Source organism: Bradyrhizobium sp. HKCCYLRH1030, assembly GCF_051168395.1.
Classification (GTDB): domain Bacteria; phylum Pseudomonadota; class Alphaproteobacteria; order Rhizobiales; family Xanthobacteraceae; genus Bradyrhizobium.
Genome location: NZ_JBNPUY010000008.1, coordinates 170,974 through 184,556, shown reverse-complemented (window position 1 = coordinate 184,556; position 13,583 = coordinate 170,974). Strand labels below are relative to the sequence as shown.

Below are 13,583 nucleotides of genomic sequence, written 5' to 3'. Positions count from 1 at the left end.
CAGATCATATCACCGCGATGAATCGAAGCAGCGAGATCACGCCGAGCACGATGACGATCACGCGGCAGATCTGCTTGGCCCGGCCGTCGATCGGCAGCAGGTTGATCAAATAGAGGATGAGGATGACGACGAGAAAGGTGACGAGAGCACTGACGAGCATGAATGAGCCCCTGAACGAGAGGAGGATGCGCTGGCGGTGATCAGCTAACACGCTCGGCGGCTGGTAGTTCCACTCCCGGAACCTGAGTGCTCAACGACTGTCTCCGTAGTTCAACGGAGCCAGCCCTCATCCAGATTTTTACGGGTCTGCGGTCAAATGCGGTGAATCGGAGATCAACATGCTGAACCGCCTGACCATTTCCACGACGTTGAAGGCCATCATCCTGGTGACGGCATGCCTGTTTGTCGGCCTGTTCGCCTCGCGGGCCTACAATTCGTGGCAGCAGCTCGAGCTCACCGCGCGCATCAGCTCGATCGTCGATGCCTCCGAAAGCATGTTCAAGGCGATGGACAAGCTGCGGGCCGACCGCTCGACCTCGAACCGCATGGTGACCGTGGACGAGAAGGTCGAGCCAGAGACCGAGCGATACGTCCGCGGCCTGCGCGACGTCGCCATGCCCGCCATGGGCCGCGCGCTGGGCACCCTTCCGGGCATCGAGTTTGCTGACAAGGCGGCGCTGCTCTCGCAATTCCAACAACTGCTGACAACGCTGAGCGATCAGCAGAGGGAATTCTGGCAGGAGGTCGCCAAGCCGAAGGCGTCGCGCCGATTGGCGCTCGGCAAGGAATACATGCAGACCGAGGACAGGCTGCTGGAGACGCTGGAGAAGATCCAGGCCATTCTCGCCGCCGAGGTCAACCATGCGGATCCGACCATCGATCAGCTGTTGCAGATCAAGCAGATCGCATGGCTGCTGCGCAACACCGCCGGCGATGCCTCCTTCCTGGTTTCGAACGGCCTCGCCGCAGGCAAGATCACGCCCGAGGCGCGGCTGAACTATACCAAGGCGGTCGGCGGCGCCGAGGCCGCATGGAAGGCGCTCGAACTCGCGACCACCGGCGCAAAATGGCCGGCCGCGATGACGGCCGCGCTGGAGGCCACGCGCAAGGCCTATTTCGAGACCGAGTACACGGCGCTGCGCGATCGCCTCGTCAACGCGCTCGCGAGCGGCGAGACGCCAGAGATGGTCGCCAACAAATGGAGCCCATTCACGGTCGGGCGCCTCAATGCGGCGGTTGCGGTCGCCGAGACCGCGCTCGAGACCGCAAGGACCTATATCGAGGAGCAGCATGCGGCGGCCATGCGGACCCTTGGGGTCGAACTCTGCCTCCTGATCGCTGCGACCATGATCGGCGGCACCGCGCTGATGCTGGTGAGCCGCCGGGTGATCCAGCCACTCAACAGAATGCGCGATGCCATGCTGGCGGTTGCGAGCGGCGACCTCAGCGTCGAGACGGGCTACATGCAGCGGCAGGACGAGATCGGTGCGCTGGCGGGCGCGCTCGAAACGTTCAAGCAGCAGGCCAAGGACAAGCTCGCGATCGAGGCCCAGGAGCGCCAACGCAACGAAACGACGGTCGCGCGCCAGCGGGCGATCGAAAGCTATGTGAGCGAGTTCGAGGGGCTGGTCCGCGACTCGCTCGAGCAGCTCGGCCGCGCCTCCACCGACATGCAGGCGACGTCCGCCGGACTGACCAACGTCTCGCGGCAGACCAATGCCCGCGCCGAGGAGGCCTCGAAGGCCTCCAGCGATGCGTCGACGAGCGTGCAGACGGTCGCCTCGGCCGCGGAGGAACTGAACGCCTCGATCGCCGACATCAGCAAGCAGGCGTCTCATGCGGCCGGGATTGCCAGCCGCGCGGTGGAGCAGGCCCGGATGACCGACGGCACGGTGCAGGGGCTGGCACAATCGGCCAATCGGATCGGCGAGGTGGTCGGGCTGATCAACAGCATCGCCTCGCAGACCAACCTGCTCGCGCTGAACGCGACCATCGAGGCAGCGCGCGCCGGCGAGGCCGGCAAGGGTTTTGCCGTCGTCGCCTCCGAGGTGAAGACGCTGGCGAGCCAGACCGCGAAGGCGACCGACGAGATTTCCGAGCAGATCGCCGACATCCAGCGCGTCGCCAACGACGCGATCGACGCGATCAAGCGCATCGGCGGCATCATCGGCGAGGTCAACGAGGTGGCGACCGCGATCGCCGCGGCGGTGCAGGAGCAAGGGGCGGCGACGCAGGAGATCTCACGCAGCACCCAGTTCGCCGCCGACGGCACCAGGAACGTCTCCGACAACATCACCGGCGTCAAGTCGGACGCCGATGCCGCTGCGGCGGCGGCCGACGACGTGCGCACAGCCTCAGAGACGCTGGAGAGCCAGAGCAGGAATCTCGGTCATCAGGTCAGGGACTTCCTCGGCAAGATCCGCGCCGCCTGACGACCTCGCAGGATCAGTCGGACGCCGTCACCGGCGCACGCTCGTATTTCGCGCGCAACGCCGCGGGCGCCGGCGAGAAGTTCAGCTCGGCGCGCTTGCCGCTGCCGGTCCGGTTGGCGACCTTGAGGCCGTCGTCGCTGGCAACGACGTCGCCCTTGCGCAGGGTCGGATCGTTGTCGATCGACACCTTGGCAAGGCCGAAATGGTCCTTGCCGTTGCAGGTGCAGCCGTCGACGATCTCGGTGCGATACTTGAAGGCGTTGGGCAGCGCCGAATACGGCTTGCCGCCATCGGTCTCGGCACCGTCGATCGAGCTGCCATAGACAATCTCGGTCTTGGCCGCCGGGCAGAAGCTGTTGCAGGCGGCTTCCTTGCTCTGGTCGCCGGTCGCGCCGAGCGGGAAGTAGCGGCCATCACAGGTGCGGACACACCAGGCGACGCTGCTGCTGCCGCCGCGATAGGTGACGTCGCCCCGCGGGGCCGGCCGTGGCGCCGGTGGCACCTCGTCGGCGAACGGCATCCGGATATAGGGCGCCTGACGCTGCGGTGCGTTGAAGCCGCCGAACAGCGCCGAGAAAAAATCCTGCGCGCCCGCTGTGGTCGGCGCTGCCAACACACCCGCGGTTGCCATGGTTGCCACTGCAATGGCGGCGAGTGCACGTCGACCGTTCATCATTCCGCTCCCATATCAATTGACGGCCGAGACGGGCAGCGACATCGCCTGCCGCCCCGACGGCAGCGACGTCACGCGCGGCGTACGGCCGGCATTGGTGCGCGCCTGCAGCGAGCCGGCCTTCGGCAGCACCACGACCTTCGTCCCCACCTGCACGCGGCTGAACAGGTCGGAAACATCCTCATTGGTCAGGCGGATGCAGCCCGACGACACGAACTTGCCGATCGTCGTGGGGTCGTTGGTGCCATGGATGCGATACTCGCTGGACCCGAGATACATGGCCCGGGCGCCGAGCGGATTGCCCGGGCCGCCGGCCATGAAACGCGGCAGATAGGGCTGGCGCGCGATCATCTGCGCCGGCGGATGCCAGTCCGGCCATTCCGCCTTGCGCGTCACCGTCTGGACACCCGACCAGGTGAAGCCCTGGCGCCCCACGCCGACGCCGTAGCGCAGCGCGCGGCCGCCGCCGAGCACGTAGTACAGATAGGTATTGCCGGTATCGATGATGATCGTCCCCGGCGCCTCCCGCGTATCGAGATTGACGATCGTGCGCCGCAACCTGTCGGGCAGCCGGCTGTCCTCGTCCTGCTCCACGGCGGGTGCAGTCGCCTCGTCCGGCGGGAAGGCCTGCTGCTGTTCGACCGACGCATATCCGAGGCTCTGTGCGTGAGACGCGGTGGGACTAGCAACAAGAAGAACCGCGACGCCGGCGATCAGCGAAGCGGTCCGCGCAAAGCTGCGGTGATCGGAAACGAGCTGTGTCATGGAGTGCCCCTGTCAGACGAGCATCGCGGTACGATGCGTGATTGCTTTCCAAACGCCGAACGTCTCGCCGTAGTTCCGGCCCGGTGTGGTCGCCCTGCGTCAGTCAAGCGTATGAGTTCTCACGTTTGCGCGACGGAACCGGATGGCCCCCTCGGTTGTTGGATGACGAGAACGTCACCACGCGAGCTGTGCGCGAACGACTCGATCGGGAGATTCATGGTGCGTGTACTTCCCACCGAGCGGCTGCTCGCCAGCGGGAACGACGATTCAGCCCTGAATGAAAGTCACCAAGAAGCACCGCCCGTGATCAGGCGGGCTGACGTCGTCGCCATCGCTCTCGTCATCCTCACGGCCGTCTGCGTGACGGGTGTCCTCTATGTCGCCCGGGGGTTTTTCCTGCCGATCGTCATGGCCTTCGTGGTCGGCACCATGCTGTCGCCGGCCGCCAACTTTCTCGAACGCCATCACGTGCCGCGCGGCGTCGGCGCCGTGTTGATCGTGATCGCCGTTGCCACCGGGCTCGCCTTCATCATTGGCCTGATTTCGGCGCCTCTGCTCGACTGGACCAATCGCCTTCCCGAGCTTGCCACGACGCTCAAGGCCAAGCTGCACGTCTTCGATCGACCGCTGGCGCTGTGGCACGAAATGCAGGCGGCCGTCGGCGGCGGAAGCGCACAAGCCTCGGCCAGCCTGGAGCTCCCCAAGTTCGATTGGGTTCAGCCAACGATCGAATTCCTGTCGCCGACCTTCACCGAATTCCTACTGTTCTTCGCGACGCTCGTGCTGTTCATCGCAAGCTGGCGCGATCTCCGGCGAGCGCTGATCATGACCTTTGGTGATCACGAGGCACGGCTGCGGACGCTGCGCATCCTCAATGAGCTCGAGCTGCACCTCGGCAACTACCTCCTGACAGTGACGCTCATCAACACCGGTGTCGGTATTGCAGCCGGCCTCGCCTGCGCCCTCGCCGGCATGCCCAATCCCGCCGGCCTCGGGGCGCTTGCGGCAACGCTGAACTTCATCCCCATCATCGGGCCGATCGCGATGTTCGCGGTGCTCGTCCTGGTCGGCGCAATCGCATTCCCGACCTTGAGCGCCGGCATGGTCGCGCCCGCCATCTTCGCCGTGATCACCTTCATGGAAGGCCACTTCGTCACGCCGACCATCATCGGCAGGCGGCTGGCTCTCAACGCACTCGCGGTGTTCATCGCGCTGGCATTCTGGACCTGGCTGTGGGGCCCGATGGGAGCCTTCCTTGCCTCGCCGCTCCTGATCGTCGCCCTCATCGTCAAGGAGCATCTGCTGCCGGACGATTCGCCGCAACTGCCGGCAGACTAATTCGGTTTCCACCGTCGGAACTTCGGCTGAGACCCCGCGTTTGTCGAGCAGACGCAGTCACCTTACTCCGGGAGCTTGCCATGCCACCGACTGACGGTGAGACCGCCCTGAAAGATCTCGTCGACAAAGCGAACTACGAACGCCTGCAGAAGGATGTCCACGCCGTGAAAAACGATATCGCAGCTCTCACCGAACAGATCACCGACGCGCTCAATGCTTTCGCTGGGCAGGCCAGCAAGCAGGCCCGCAGCGGCTATCGTCAGGCACGCGAGAACGTGGACCAGACGTTCGACGACATGTCCGAGCGCGGCACTGCGATGTTTGGTGCAGCCCAGGATGCCGCAAACTCGCTGGAGGAGCGCCTCGAGGACGTGATCTCCCATCGCCCACTCGCCACCGTGGGTCTTGCGCTCGGACTTGGATTTCTCATCGGCGCCGCCTGGAGACGCTGAGGGTTGGCCCCTGAAATCCAGAGGTCGTCTTGTTTCGGCGCCGCGTTATCGGCGCCGATTTGAGTTTGTTGCGCAGATGAACGAGACGAGGAGGAGAATGACATGCTGCAGCGCCTGATTGCGGACTTCCAGGAATCGACCGGGCATGCCGTTCGGCTCACATCGCTCGCAATCGCTGCAGCGGTCGGACTGTTCGTAACCACGAGCTTTCTGTGCGCCGCAGCTTTTGTCGCCGTCCTGGATCGTTACGGGCTCGTGGCCGCGTGCCTCACAGGTGCCGCCATCTTCTTCGTGGTGACGTTGATGGCCGCAATCAGCTACATGGCGCGCAAGCGCGCAATCGAGAGTCGTGCCGCGCGAACCGCGGAAACGGCGCGGTCGGCAGTCCAATCTGCTTTCGCAGACCCGATGTTGTTGGCAAGCGGCCTGCAGATCGTCCGCATGATTGGCATCAAGCGGCTGATTCCCATTCTGGCTGTGGGCGGTCTGGCGCTCGGATTCATGGTCAGCCGCCCAGCCGCGGAGGAGCAAACTCCCGCAGAGTGAGGACTGCCCCTGACCGTCATCGGACGGCTTTTATCATTTGCCAGGCGTTGATCCGCCGCTTGAGCCGCGGGCCTGGTGCGAGGGGCTGTAACTAAGTCACACACCGTCCCGGTTGCAGGCGCTTGGCGATCTCCGTCAGCACGGACACCGACGGCTCGCACGCCACCGGATGCTTGACGGCCTGCCGCTCGTTGCCGGTGGTGATGAGCTGCGATCCCTGCGGCGATGGTAACGAGCCCGCGCTTACACCCGTGGGGTTGAAGGGAAGCCGCACCAAGAAGGAGGTCTCCGCGAAGGCTGCCAGCTTGATCGACACAGTCTGCGACGGCGCCGCAGTACCGTTTTGTTTGGCGCGGTCAGCCTTGGCGGCCCGGTTCACGTCATTCGCGGTTGCGACGATCGGCTGGGGAGAGGGGCTCTGAACCGGCAGGTTGGCGCCAAGATCATGGCCTGAAGCCAGTTGCATTGCGCCCACGAGCATCGCGGAAGCCGCAAGCGAACCCAAAACGATAACCTTCCTGGTCTGCGACATGTCTCTGCTCCCCTCGCCGTAAGGCGATCGGCATACCAACGTAAGTCGCAGGAACTGGGTTCTCGGTTGGGCAAATCACTTAACCGTGTGTAAACTGCGGCGGTATTCTTCAATTTCATGGCGCCAAAAAATTCGATCTCACGCGGAACGACTTTTCGGGTCGCGCGTCATCTCGGCAGCCGGTTATTCCCCCTGCCCCATTGACCGGCGACGCGGGGCACCGCCGTGGTGATGCCGGCGGTGCCCCGCATTCTTTCCTGATCCACCCTTCCGGTCAGATCGCGGCCCCGACATTCGCGGCGCTTTATCCCCTTTTCGTCCCGGTTATATGTTGAAGCAGCGCGGCTGCGTTCATGGTCCGCGCACGTGGGGGCAGGGATGCTGAGCTCGCTGGATCGCGTCGGCGTATGGAGAGGGTTTGGACTGGCGCTGGTTCTCGTGTGCCTGTTTCCCGGGATTGCAGCGGCCGACGGCGCCAGGGACACTTGGATCAAGAACCTCGTCGCACAATTGAAGGTTCAGCGTCGCTATCCGCTGCAGGCCTCGGATCAGGGCGGGACGGCCAAGGTCCTGTTTCACATCGACCGCGAAGGCCACCTGATCTCGGCGGTGCTGGCCGAAACGACCGGTGACCCCGCGCTCGACCGGGAAGCGCTCGCCATGGTGGAGCGAGCCCAACCATTTGCGCCACCGCCGCCGGAACTGGCGGACGGCGATCTCACTTTTCTCGTGCCGATCGTGTTCGCGCCTCGACGGACGTCCGCAATCATCCGGCTTGAGGAGACAACGTTGAAGCTCCAAGAGACCAAGCCGAATGACGCGACGCTGAAGGCACGGCTCAACGGCGTGTGCCGCGGCTGCTGATCTCGTCTTCGATGCTGCAACGAAATCCGGCGCGCTCCGTGAGGAACGCGCCGGGGCGACGTTGTGCGCGCGGCTTGATCAGGCCGCCGGCTTCGGCATCCTGTTGCGCGAGTTGCGCTGGAAGAACAGAGCCTGGCTGGCGACTGCCGACACCATGGCCGGCTGGAACGGCTTTGAGATCAGGAACGCCGGTTCGGGCCGCTCACCCGTGAGGAAGCGCTCCGGATAGGCGGTAATGAAGACCACCGGCACTTCGAAGGTGCGCAGCAGCTCGTTGACGGCATCCAGGCCGGACGAACCATCCGCGAGCTGAATATCAGCCAGGATCAGACCGGGCTTCTTGTTCTTGGCCAGAGCCACCGCGTCGGCATGGGTGCGGGCCACGCCGATCACGTTGTGACCGAGGTTCTTGACGAGGCTCTCGAGGTCCATCGCGATGAAGGTCTCATCCTCGATGATCAGGACATCGGTGGCGATCTCGGCGGCGAGCTCACGTCCGGCTGCATCCGCCAGCCGGCGGGTTTCCGCGACGTCGATGTCGAGGATGAAGGCCACTTCCTCCTCGGGAAAACCCTCGAGCGAGAGCAGCAGGAAGGCCTGGCGGGGCAAGGGGGTGATGTTGGAGAGGCGCCGCTCCGGCGGCATCGGCAGAGTCGCCACTTCGGCGTCGTCGTTGAGCGCCACCGAGTTCCAGATCTGCGTGAACAGCCGGAACAGCGCAGCCCGCGGGCCATAGCGCTCGTCCAGCAGAGCGGGATCCTGAATCAGCGCCTCGAGCATCGCTCCGACATAGGCGTCTCCGGAACCCTGGCTACCGGTGAGGGCCCTCGCATACCGGCGCAACAGCGGCAAATGTTCAGCAACAAGCTGTGATCGGCTCATCCCCACTCCATTCGGTCATCTGGGCTTCCCGCCCGGGTTCCATGATGGGCTGATTACGCCCGAACCGACGAAAAGTTCCCCAAACGCGTGGAACTTTTATCGCCCCGTCGCATTAGTTCCCGACAGACCCTCTCGGTGGCGAGAATAATTCTTGAAGCTTCAGGGACTTAACTCTCGGGGAAACGTGGAAAAGGTCATGAAAGATGTAAAGTCTCAAGCCAGCAAGAATGCGGCACCGCGCAAGCCCGGCGGACTGAACGCGGAAATTCAATCCAGAATCGGTCATCAACTCCGCGCGATGTACGACGACGTCGTCCGTCAGGGAGTGCCGGACCGCTTCGCGGAACTGGTGCGGAAGCTTGATGCGCCGGCAGCACAGTCCCACGTGGAGAACGGCGGGGGATCCAACGACCAAACCGACGGGAGGGAGTGAATGCCTCTCACTGATTCCTTGAGGGACGATATCCTCGCGGCCGTCCCCAGCCTTCGCGCATTTGCGATTTCCTTGAGTGGTAACAGCGATCGTGCCGACGACCTCGTGCAGGAAACCCTGCTCCGGGCGCTGGCCAACATCGACTCGTTTCAACCGGGATCGAATCTGCCTGCCTGGCTGTTCACGATCCTGCGCAACCTGTTCCGATCCGACTACCGCAAACGCCGGCGCGAAGTGGAGGATGCCGAAGGGAACTACGCCAAGACGCTCAAGACGCATCCCTCGCAGGGCGCGCATCTCGAGTTCGAGGAGTTCCGCGCGGCGCTCGAGAAGCTGCCTCAGGACCAGCGCGAGGCGCTGATCCTGGTCGGTGCATCGGGCTTCTCCTACGAGGATGCGGCAGCGATCTGCGGCTGCGCGGTGGGCACCATCAAGAGCCGCGTGAACCGCGCGCGCTCGAAGCTGGCAGCGCTGCTCTATGTCGAAGGCGCCGAGGATTTCGGCCCGGACGAGACCGTGCGGGCGGTGATCGGCGGCAGCGGCGGCTGATCAGCCAAGCCGTCGCAAACGAACCAGCAAAGAGGCGGCTCGCGAAAGAGCCGCCTCTTCTTGTTGTTGTTGATCACTTGCACTCGGGCATCGTGCGCCCTGGCATCCTGTTTGCCGACGAGCGCTGCGGCTATCGCGCCGGATGCACCGGCGCGGAGAACTGCTCGGTGCGATCGCGCTCGGTCATGTCGATCACCGTCTCCATCGGAGCGGTCAGCTCATACACATAGCTCGCCTCGGTGAAGAAGCGCTTTGACGTGCCGCCGAGCGCCTCCGGTGCCACGCGATCGAGCAGGATCAGTCCGAAATCGCTGTCCGGCCGCCGCGTTGCTTCACTGGTGTTCAATTCCTCCCAACGGAAGTGGAAGACGGCATTCGGCTCCTCGCCGGTCACCTCCCATTTGGCGGTGATGTGCGGGTGCTTTCCCACGAGCGAGAGGCCTTCGTCCGAGTGCGAGGCGAGTTCGAAAAACAGCAGCGAGAGGCTCTGCGCGGCACGCGCGCTCACGGTGATGTCGGGTCCGTTGACCGCAATCCTGTCCGCATGCGGGATCGCGCGAGCTTCGAACAGTCCGCGCAATTGCACGCCTTGCCATTGGCTCTCGCTGAGCAGCGTGACGACGTTCGACATCGCATGGATCCGTCCGATCAGCAGCTCGCGTGCGACGTCCATGTCGCTGCCATGACGCAGCGTGCGCGTCACGATGGATTGGATCACCGCCAGGATGTTCTTGACCCGGTGGTTCAGCTCGTCGATGACCGCCGTCAGTCGGCGCTCGAAGCCGATCCGCACCTGGATTTCGCGGCTCAGGCGCAGATTGTTGTAGGCGACGTAGCCGAACAGGCCGCAGATGATACCGGTCAGCGCCATCCCGATGACGCCGACGATCGCCGCGGTCTGTTGCGCGCGCCGGACCGCATTGCCCTTGGCGTAATAGACCAGCGACCAGTCGTGATTGCCGAAGGCCACGGTGCGGGTCGACGACGGAGCAGGATCGTCGGGCCTGCGGGTCCGGCTCGTCACCGCCCCCTGGTCGTTGGCAACCAGCTCATCCGAGGCGTTGCGCGGATCCTTCAACGCCACCGAGAACAACGACAGATCGTCATTGGTGAGCAGCAGTGGCCCGATCTCGTAGGAAAACGTCACGAAGCCCGCCGGCGCAGTGGCACCTTGCGGGACGACCGGGGCTGCCAGCACGATCCCGATCGGACCATCGCTCCGCAGCAGCGGAGTGGGATCGGATGCGACCGGCTTGCCCTCGGCCATGGCACGCGCGAGCATCGGTCCGACGATCGGCTGCCGGTCGAGTGCGATACCGGGAAGCTTCGAGGTCTCGGCATTGCGTGGCTCGAGATCCATCAGAACGTCCAACGGACGATCGACGTTCGGCCCGAGCGGCATGTCGTCGAAATTGCGAATGGTTGGATTCGGGAAGCCAGCCTGACGCAGCTCGGCTTGCGCGATGGGGAGCTCATCCGGCCGCAGCCGTGCGATCCACGACGCCACCACGAAGTCGGTCTTGAACGCGTAGATCGACGATCGCAGCGGCTCCAGCATATTGGCCTTGATCACGGAGGGAGCGCGGAACAGCCCGGAGGCCACCCGGGCCAGCAGCTCACGTTCGGTCAGCCGGTCCTGGACGAGGCTGGCATGGACGTCGATGGCACGGGCCAGCGCAATGCGATCGAGCGCCAGCTCCTGGTCGTGTACGCGATAGGCGGCCAAGCCGGACAGCGCCGTCCCGACCAGCGCGATCAAACCGATGATGACACCCAGCCGGAGCACTCGTTCACTCTGAAGTAAAGGGTTGGCGAAGGAGGAGACGAGTCATCCAATAACCGGGCCTGCAACTCAAGGACGCACCTCGGGGCGATCGGAAGTGATCGGAGCGATCAGCGGATAGCGATCCCAGGATACCGGTGCATCGGCGCCGAGACGCCTTGGGCAAGGCGCACCCCGGGTCGAGGCAACACCCGAGGGCTCAAGTTGTTCCGGCCGGATGAGGCTTTTTTGCGTCGGTCATTCCAGCAGACGCATCGAGCAACGAAGAGCCGTGCGACGCAGATCCGTCCCCGCGCTCAGGCCGACGGCTTCAGACCGCCCTTGGCTTCGATGAAGCCGATGATCCGGTCAAGCCCCTGGCTCTTCTTCAGGTTGGTCATGACGAAGGGCCGTGAGCCGCGCATGCGCTTGGCATCCGTCTCCATCTTCTCCAGAGAAGCGCCCACATGGGGTGCCAAGTCAATCTTGTTGATCACCAGAAGGTCGGAGCGGGTGATACCCGGTCCGCCCTTCGACGGGATCTTGTCGCCCGCCGCGACGTCGATGACGTAGATCGTGATATCGGCGAGTTCCGGCGAGAACGTTGCGGCGAGGTTGTCGCCGCCCGACTCGATCAACACCAGGTCGAGTCCGGGAAACTTGGCTCGCATGTCGGCCACGGCGGCGAGGTTCATGGACGCGTCCTCGCGGATCGCAGTATGCGGGCAGCCGCCGGTCTCCACGCCGGCGATACGATCCGGAGTCAGCGATCCCGAGCGAACGAGAAACTCCGCGTCCCACTTGGTGTAGATGTCGTTGGTGATCGCAGCGATGTCGTAGTGCTCCCGCATCGACTTGCAGAGCAGATCCATCAACGCAGTCTTGCCGGACCCGACCGGGCCACCGACGCCAACGCGGAGCGGACCGTGAGACGATGCCATGTCATTTATCCTTCTGTCGTGCGCGCGACCGCGCGGGGCCGTGATCGAGCAGCCGTTGCCCCGCTTCATCACGACCGAAACAGCCTTGTATATTGCGTCTCGTGATGAAGGCTTGCGAGATCGGAGCGGAACGTTGCGCCGCCGATGTGATCGAGCGAGGCGAGCAGAGCGCGGTCCGCCGTCGCGGCGACGACAGGTTCCAACGCGGCGAGCACGCGCTGGCTGTCGGTCTGCCCCAACGGTACGAGACGACTGCCGGCGGAAATCCAGTTCGACGTCAGGGCGTGCAGAAAGCCGTGCAGCAGGGGTCCCAGAGGAACGCCGTGAAGCGCGCCGACCAGCCCCACGGCGACCGGATAGACGATGGTCTCACAGCGCGCCACCGCCTCGTCGAGGCCTGCGCAGTTCCAGGCGGACCGCGCGATCTCGATGAAGGCCCGGCCCTGCGCGGTGGTTTCGAGCTGACGCTCGCGCGACGGTACGAACGCGGCCGCAAGCTCGGCCACCTCGCGGAGGCTGGCCATATCGTCGAGCTCGACCGCGCGATACGCGTGCGCGAGGAAAGCCGCGTCGCAGAAGCCGGAGCCGTTGGTCAGCATCGTCGCGAGCCAGCCGCGCAGCTCCGCCGCATCGCCGATGTCGCCTGCCTCCACGGCCCATTCGATGCCGCTCGAATAGGAGAAGCCGCCGATCGGAAACGCCGGCGACAGCCATGTCAGCAGCCGATACAGCGCAGCCGAATCCGCGGCCCTGATTGCAGCCGGCCGAGCCCCCTCCTCATTTGTGCTCATGAGCATGGGAATGACCGTGATCGTGATGGTCATGGCCGCAGTGCTCGTCATGCACGTGATGATCATGTGCATGGCCGTCGTCGTGGCCGTGATGCGCGTGATCGTGCCCGGCATGATCGTGATGATGATCGTGACCGTGGTGATCATGATCATCGTGGCCGTGCGCATGGCTGGGCTCGGCGTAGGCGCCACCTTCCGGATCGAACGGTGCCTCGATCTCGATGACGCGGGCGCCAAGACCCTTGACCATGGCCTCGATCACGTGGTCGCGGCGGACGCGCAGGCTCTTGGCCATGATCTGCGTCGGCAGGTGCCGGTTGCCGAGGTGCCAGGCCAGCCGCACCAGATGATGCGGATCGGAAGCCCGGATCTCGAGCAGCGGCTCGGCCGCCGCCACGACCTCGATCAGCCGGCCGTCCTCCAGCACCAGGGCATCGCCACCGCGCAATGCGGTAGCGTGCTCGAGGTCCAGCAGAAACTCCAGCCCACGCGTTCCGGTCATCACCAGCCGCCGCCGGTGCCGGTCATCGAAATCGAGCAGGACGGAATCGGCGGCAGCCTCCTTCCAACGATGCTGCCCGAGCACGCGTGTCGCGCGGATCATGCTGAAACTCTCATTCTCT

16 protein-coding genes are annotated in these 13,583 nt (G+C 64.5%); 7 read left to right on the top strand and 9 right to left on the bottom strand.

Features of this window, described 5'->3' with window-relative positions:
* Positions 1–4: 4 nt before the first annotated feature.
* Positions 5–160, bottom strand: a complete 156-nt coding sequence (locus tag ACQR1E_RS23555) for a Thivi_2564 family membrane protein (RefSeq protein ID WP_315713847.1) — start codon at positions 158–160, stop codon at positions 5–7.
* Between the two features lie 178 nt (positions 161–338).
* Between ACQR1E_RS23555 and ACQR1E_RS23550 the strand changes: the two genes are divergently transcribed.
* Positions 339–2,432, top strand: coding sequence for a methyl-accepting chemotaxis protein (locus ACQR1E_RS23550; RefSeq protein WP_434897634.1), 2,094 nt, complete (start codon positions 339–341; stop codon positions 2,430–2,432).
* 13 nt (positions 2,433–2,445) lie between these two features.
* On the opposite strand, the gene ACQR1E_RS23545 is transcribed toward ACQR1E_RS23550, so the two are convergent.
* Together ACQR1E_RS23545 and ACQR1E_RS23540 are read right to left on the bottom strand one after the other, a co-directional pair.
* Positions 2,446–3,105, bottom strand: a complete 660-nt coding sequence (locus ACQR1E_RS23545; protein ID WP_434897633.1) for a DUF2865 domain-containing protein — start codon at positions 3,103–3,105, stop codon at positions 2,446–2,448.
* 15 nt (positions 3,106–3,120) lie between these two features.
* Positions 3,121–3,870: a L,D-transpeptidase gene (locus tag ACQR1E_RS23540; RefSeq protein WP_316194811.1), complete on the bottom strand. Its 750-nt coding sequence runs from the start codon at positions 3,868–3,870 to the stop codon at positions 3,121–3,123.
* Positions 3,871–4,089: 219 nt separating this feature from the next.
* Here ACQR1E_RS23540 and ACQR1E_RS23535 point away from each other — a divergent pair, with 219 nt between their 5' ends.
* The 3 genes from ACQR1E_RS23535 to ACQR1E_RS23525 all read left to right on the top strand — a co-directional run bounded on the left by ACQR1E_RS23535 (position 4,090) and on the right by ACQR1E_RS23525 (position 6,206).
* On the top strand, positions 4,090–5,208 hold the full coding sequence (locus ACQR1E_RS23535) for an AI-2E family transporter (RefSeq protein WP_434862657.1): 1,119 nt from the start codon (positions 4,090–4,092) through the stop codon (positions 5,206–5,208).
* 80 nt (positions 5,209–5,288) lie between these two features.
* On the top strand, positions 5,289–5,660 hold the full coding sequence (locus tag ACQR1E_RS23530; protein ID WP_315713842.1) for a DUF883 family protein: 372 nt from the start codon (positions 5,289–5,291) through the stop codon (positions 5,658–5,660).
* Between the two features lie 102 nt (positions 5,661–5,762).
* Positions 5,763–6,206 (top strand): hypothetical protein, encoded by a 444-nt coding sequence (locus ACQR1E_RS23525; RefSeq protein WP_316169505.1) that lies wholly within the window; start codon positions 5,763–5,765, stop codon positions 6,204–6,206.
* Between the two features lie 91 nt (positions 6,207–6,297).
* On the opposite strand, the gene ACQR1E_RS23520 is transcribed toward ACQR1E_RS23525, so the two are convergent.
* Positions 6,298–6,738 carry a hypothetical protein gene (locus tag ACQR1E_RS23520; protein WP_315713840.1) on the bottom strand — a complete coding sequence of 147 codons (441 nt, stop codon included), beginning with the start codon at positions 6,736–6,738 and terminating at the stop codon, positions 6,298–6,300.
* A gap of 378 nt (positions 6,739–7,116) precedes the next feature.
* Here ACQR1E_RS23520 and ACQR1E_RS23515 point away from each other — a divergent pair, with 378 nt between their 5' ends.
* Complete coding sequence (locus tag ACQR1E_RS23515) at positions 7,117–7,602, top strand: energy transducer TonB family protein (protein ID WP_315713839.1); 486 nt, start codon at positions 7,117–7,119, stop codon at positions 7,600–7,602.
* 78 nt (positions 7,603–7,680) lie between these two features.
* On the opposite strand, the gene ACQR1E_RS23510 is transcribed toward ACQR1E_RS23515, so the two are convergent.
* Entirely contained in the window at positions 7,681–8,484 is an 804-nt protein-coding gene (locus tag ACQR1E_RS23510; protein WP_315713838.1) for a response regulator, read from the bottom strand.
* A 196-nt stretch (positions 8,485–8,680) separates the two neighbouring features.
* On the opposite strand from ACQR1E_RS23510, the gene ACQR1E_RS23505 reads away from it, so the two are divergent.
* A complete protein-coding gene (locus tag ACQR1E_RS23505; protein WP_315734569.1) occupies positions 8,681–8,917 on the top strand; it encodes a NepR family anti-sigma factor in 237 nt (78 codons plus the stop codon).
* Positions 8,918–9,466: a sigma-70 family RNA polymerase sigma factor gene (locus ACQR1E_RS23500; protein WP_006612137.1), complete on the top strand. Its 549-nt coding sequence runs from the start codon at positions 8,918–8,920 to the stop codon at positions 9,464–9,466.
* A 130-nt stretch (positions 9,467–9,596) separates the two neighbouring features.
* On the opposite strand, the gene ACQR1E_RS23495 is transcribed toward ACQR1E_RS23500, so the two are convergent.
* From ACQR1E_RS23495 to ureE, 4 genes are all read right to left on the bottom strand, one after another.
* Positions 9,597–11,252 (bottom strand): CHASE domain-containing protein, encoded by a 1,656-nt coding sequence (locus tag ACQR1E_RS23495; RefSeq protein ID WP_316172654.1) that lies wholly within the window; start codon positions 11,250–11,252, stop codon positions 9,597–9,599.
* A 293-nt stretch (positions 11,253–11,545) separates the two neighbouring features.
* Positions 11,546–12,169, bottom strand: coding sequence for an urease accessory protein UreG (gene ureG / locus ACQR1E_RS23490; RefSeq protein WP_315713835.1), 624 nt, complete (start codon positions 12,167–12,169; stop codon positions 11,546–11,548).
* Between the two features lie 68 nt (positions 12,170–12,237).
* Positions 12,238–12,960 carry an urease accessory protein UreF gene (locus tag ACQR1E_RS23485; RefSeq protein ID WP_315714368.1) on the bottom strand — a complete coding sequence of 241 codons (723 nt, stop codon included), beginning with the start codon at positions 12,958–12,960 and terminating at the stop codon, positions 12,238–12,240.
* Positions 12,947–13,564 (bottom strand): urease accessory protein UreE, encoded by a 618-nt coding sequence (gene ureE / locus ACQR1E_RS23480; RefSeq protein ID WP_316169509.1) that lies wholly within the window; start codon positions 13,562–13,564, stop codon positions 12,947–12,949. Before ureE ends, ACQR1E_RS23485 begins: the two co-directional genes overlap by 14 nt.
* Positions 13,565–13,583: the final 19 nt, after the last annotated feature.

Coding starts and splice junctions, on each gene's coding strand:
- ACQR1E_RS23555 (WP_315713847.1), bottom strand. CDS start 160: ATGCTCGTCAGTGCTCTCGTCACCTTTCTCGTCGTCATCCTCATCCTC.
- ACQR1E_RS23550 (WP_434897634.1), top strand. CDS start 339: ATGCTGAACCGCCTGACCATTTCCACGACGTTGAAGGCCATCATCCTG.
- ACQR1E_RS23545 (WP_434897633.1), bottom strand. CDS start 3,105: ATGAACGGTCGACGTGCACTCGCCGCCATTGCAGTGGCAACCATGGCA.
- ACQR1E_RS23540 (WP_316194811.1), bottom strand. CDS start 3,870: ATGACACAGCTCGTTTCCGATCACCGCAGCTTTGCGCGGACCGCTTCG.
- ACQR1E_RS23530 (WP_315713842.1), top strand. CDS start 5,289: ATGCCACCGACTGACGGTGAGACCGCCCTGAAAGATCTCGTCGACAAA.
- ACQR1E_RS23525 (WP_316169505.1), top strand. CDS start 5,763: ATGCTGCAGCGCCTGATTGCGGACTTCCAGGAATCGACCGGGCATGCC.
- ACQR1E_RS23520 (WP_315713840.1), bottom strand. CDS start 6,738: ATGTCGCAGACCAGGAAGGTTATCGTTTTGGGTTCGCTTGCGGCTTCC.
- ACQR1E_RS23515 (WP_315713839.1), top strand. CDS start 7,117: ATGCTGAGCTCGCTGGATCGCGTCGGCGTATGGAGAGGGTTTGGACTG.
- ACQR1E_RS23510 (WP_315713838.1), bottom strand. CDS start 8,484: ATGAGCCGATCACAGCTTGTTGCTGAACATTTGCCGCTGTTGCGCCGG.
- ACQR1E_RS23505 (WP_315734569.1), top strand. CDS start 8,681: ATGAAAGATGTAAAGTCTCAAGCCAGCAAGAATGCGGCACCGCGCAAG.
- ACQR1E_RS23500 (WP_006612137.1), top strand. CDS start 8,918: ATGCCTCTCACTGATTCCTTGAGGGACGATATCCTCGCGGCCGTCCCC.
- ureG (WP_315713835.1), bottom strand. CDS start 12,169: ATGGCATCGTCTCACGGTCCGCTCCGCGTTGGCGTCGGTGGCCCGGTC.
- ACQR1E_RS23485 (WP_315714368.1), bottom strand. CDS start 12,960: ATGAGCACAAATGAGGAGGGGGCTCGGCCGGCTGCAATCAGGGCCGCG.
- ureE (WP_316169509.1), bottom strand. CDS start 13,564: ATGATCCGCGCGACACGCGTGCTCGGGCAGCATCGTTGGAAGGAGGCT.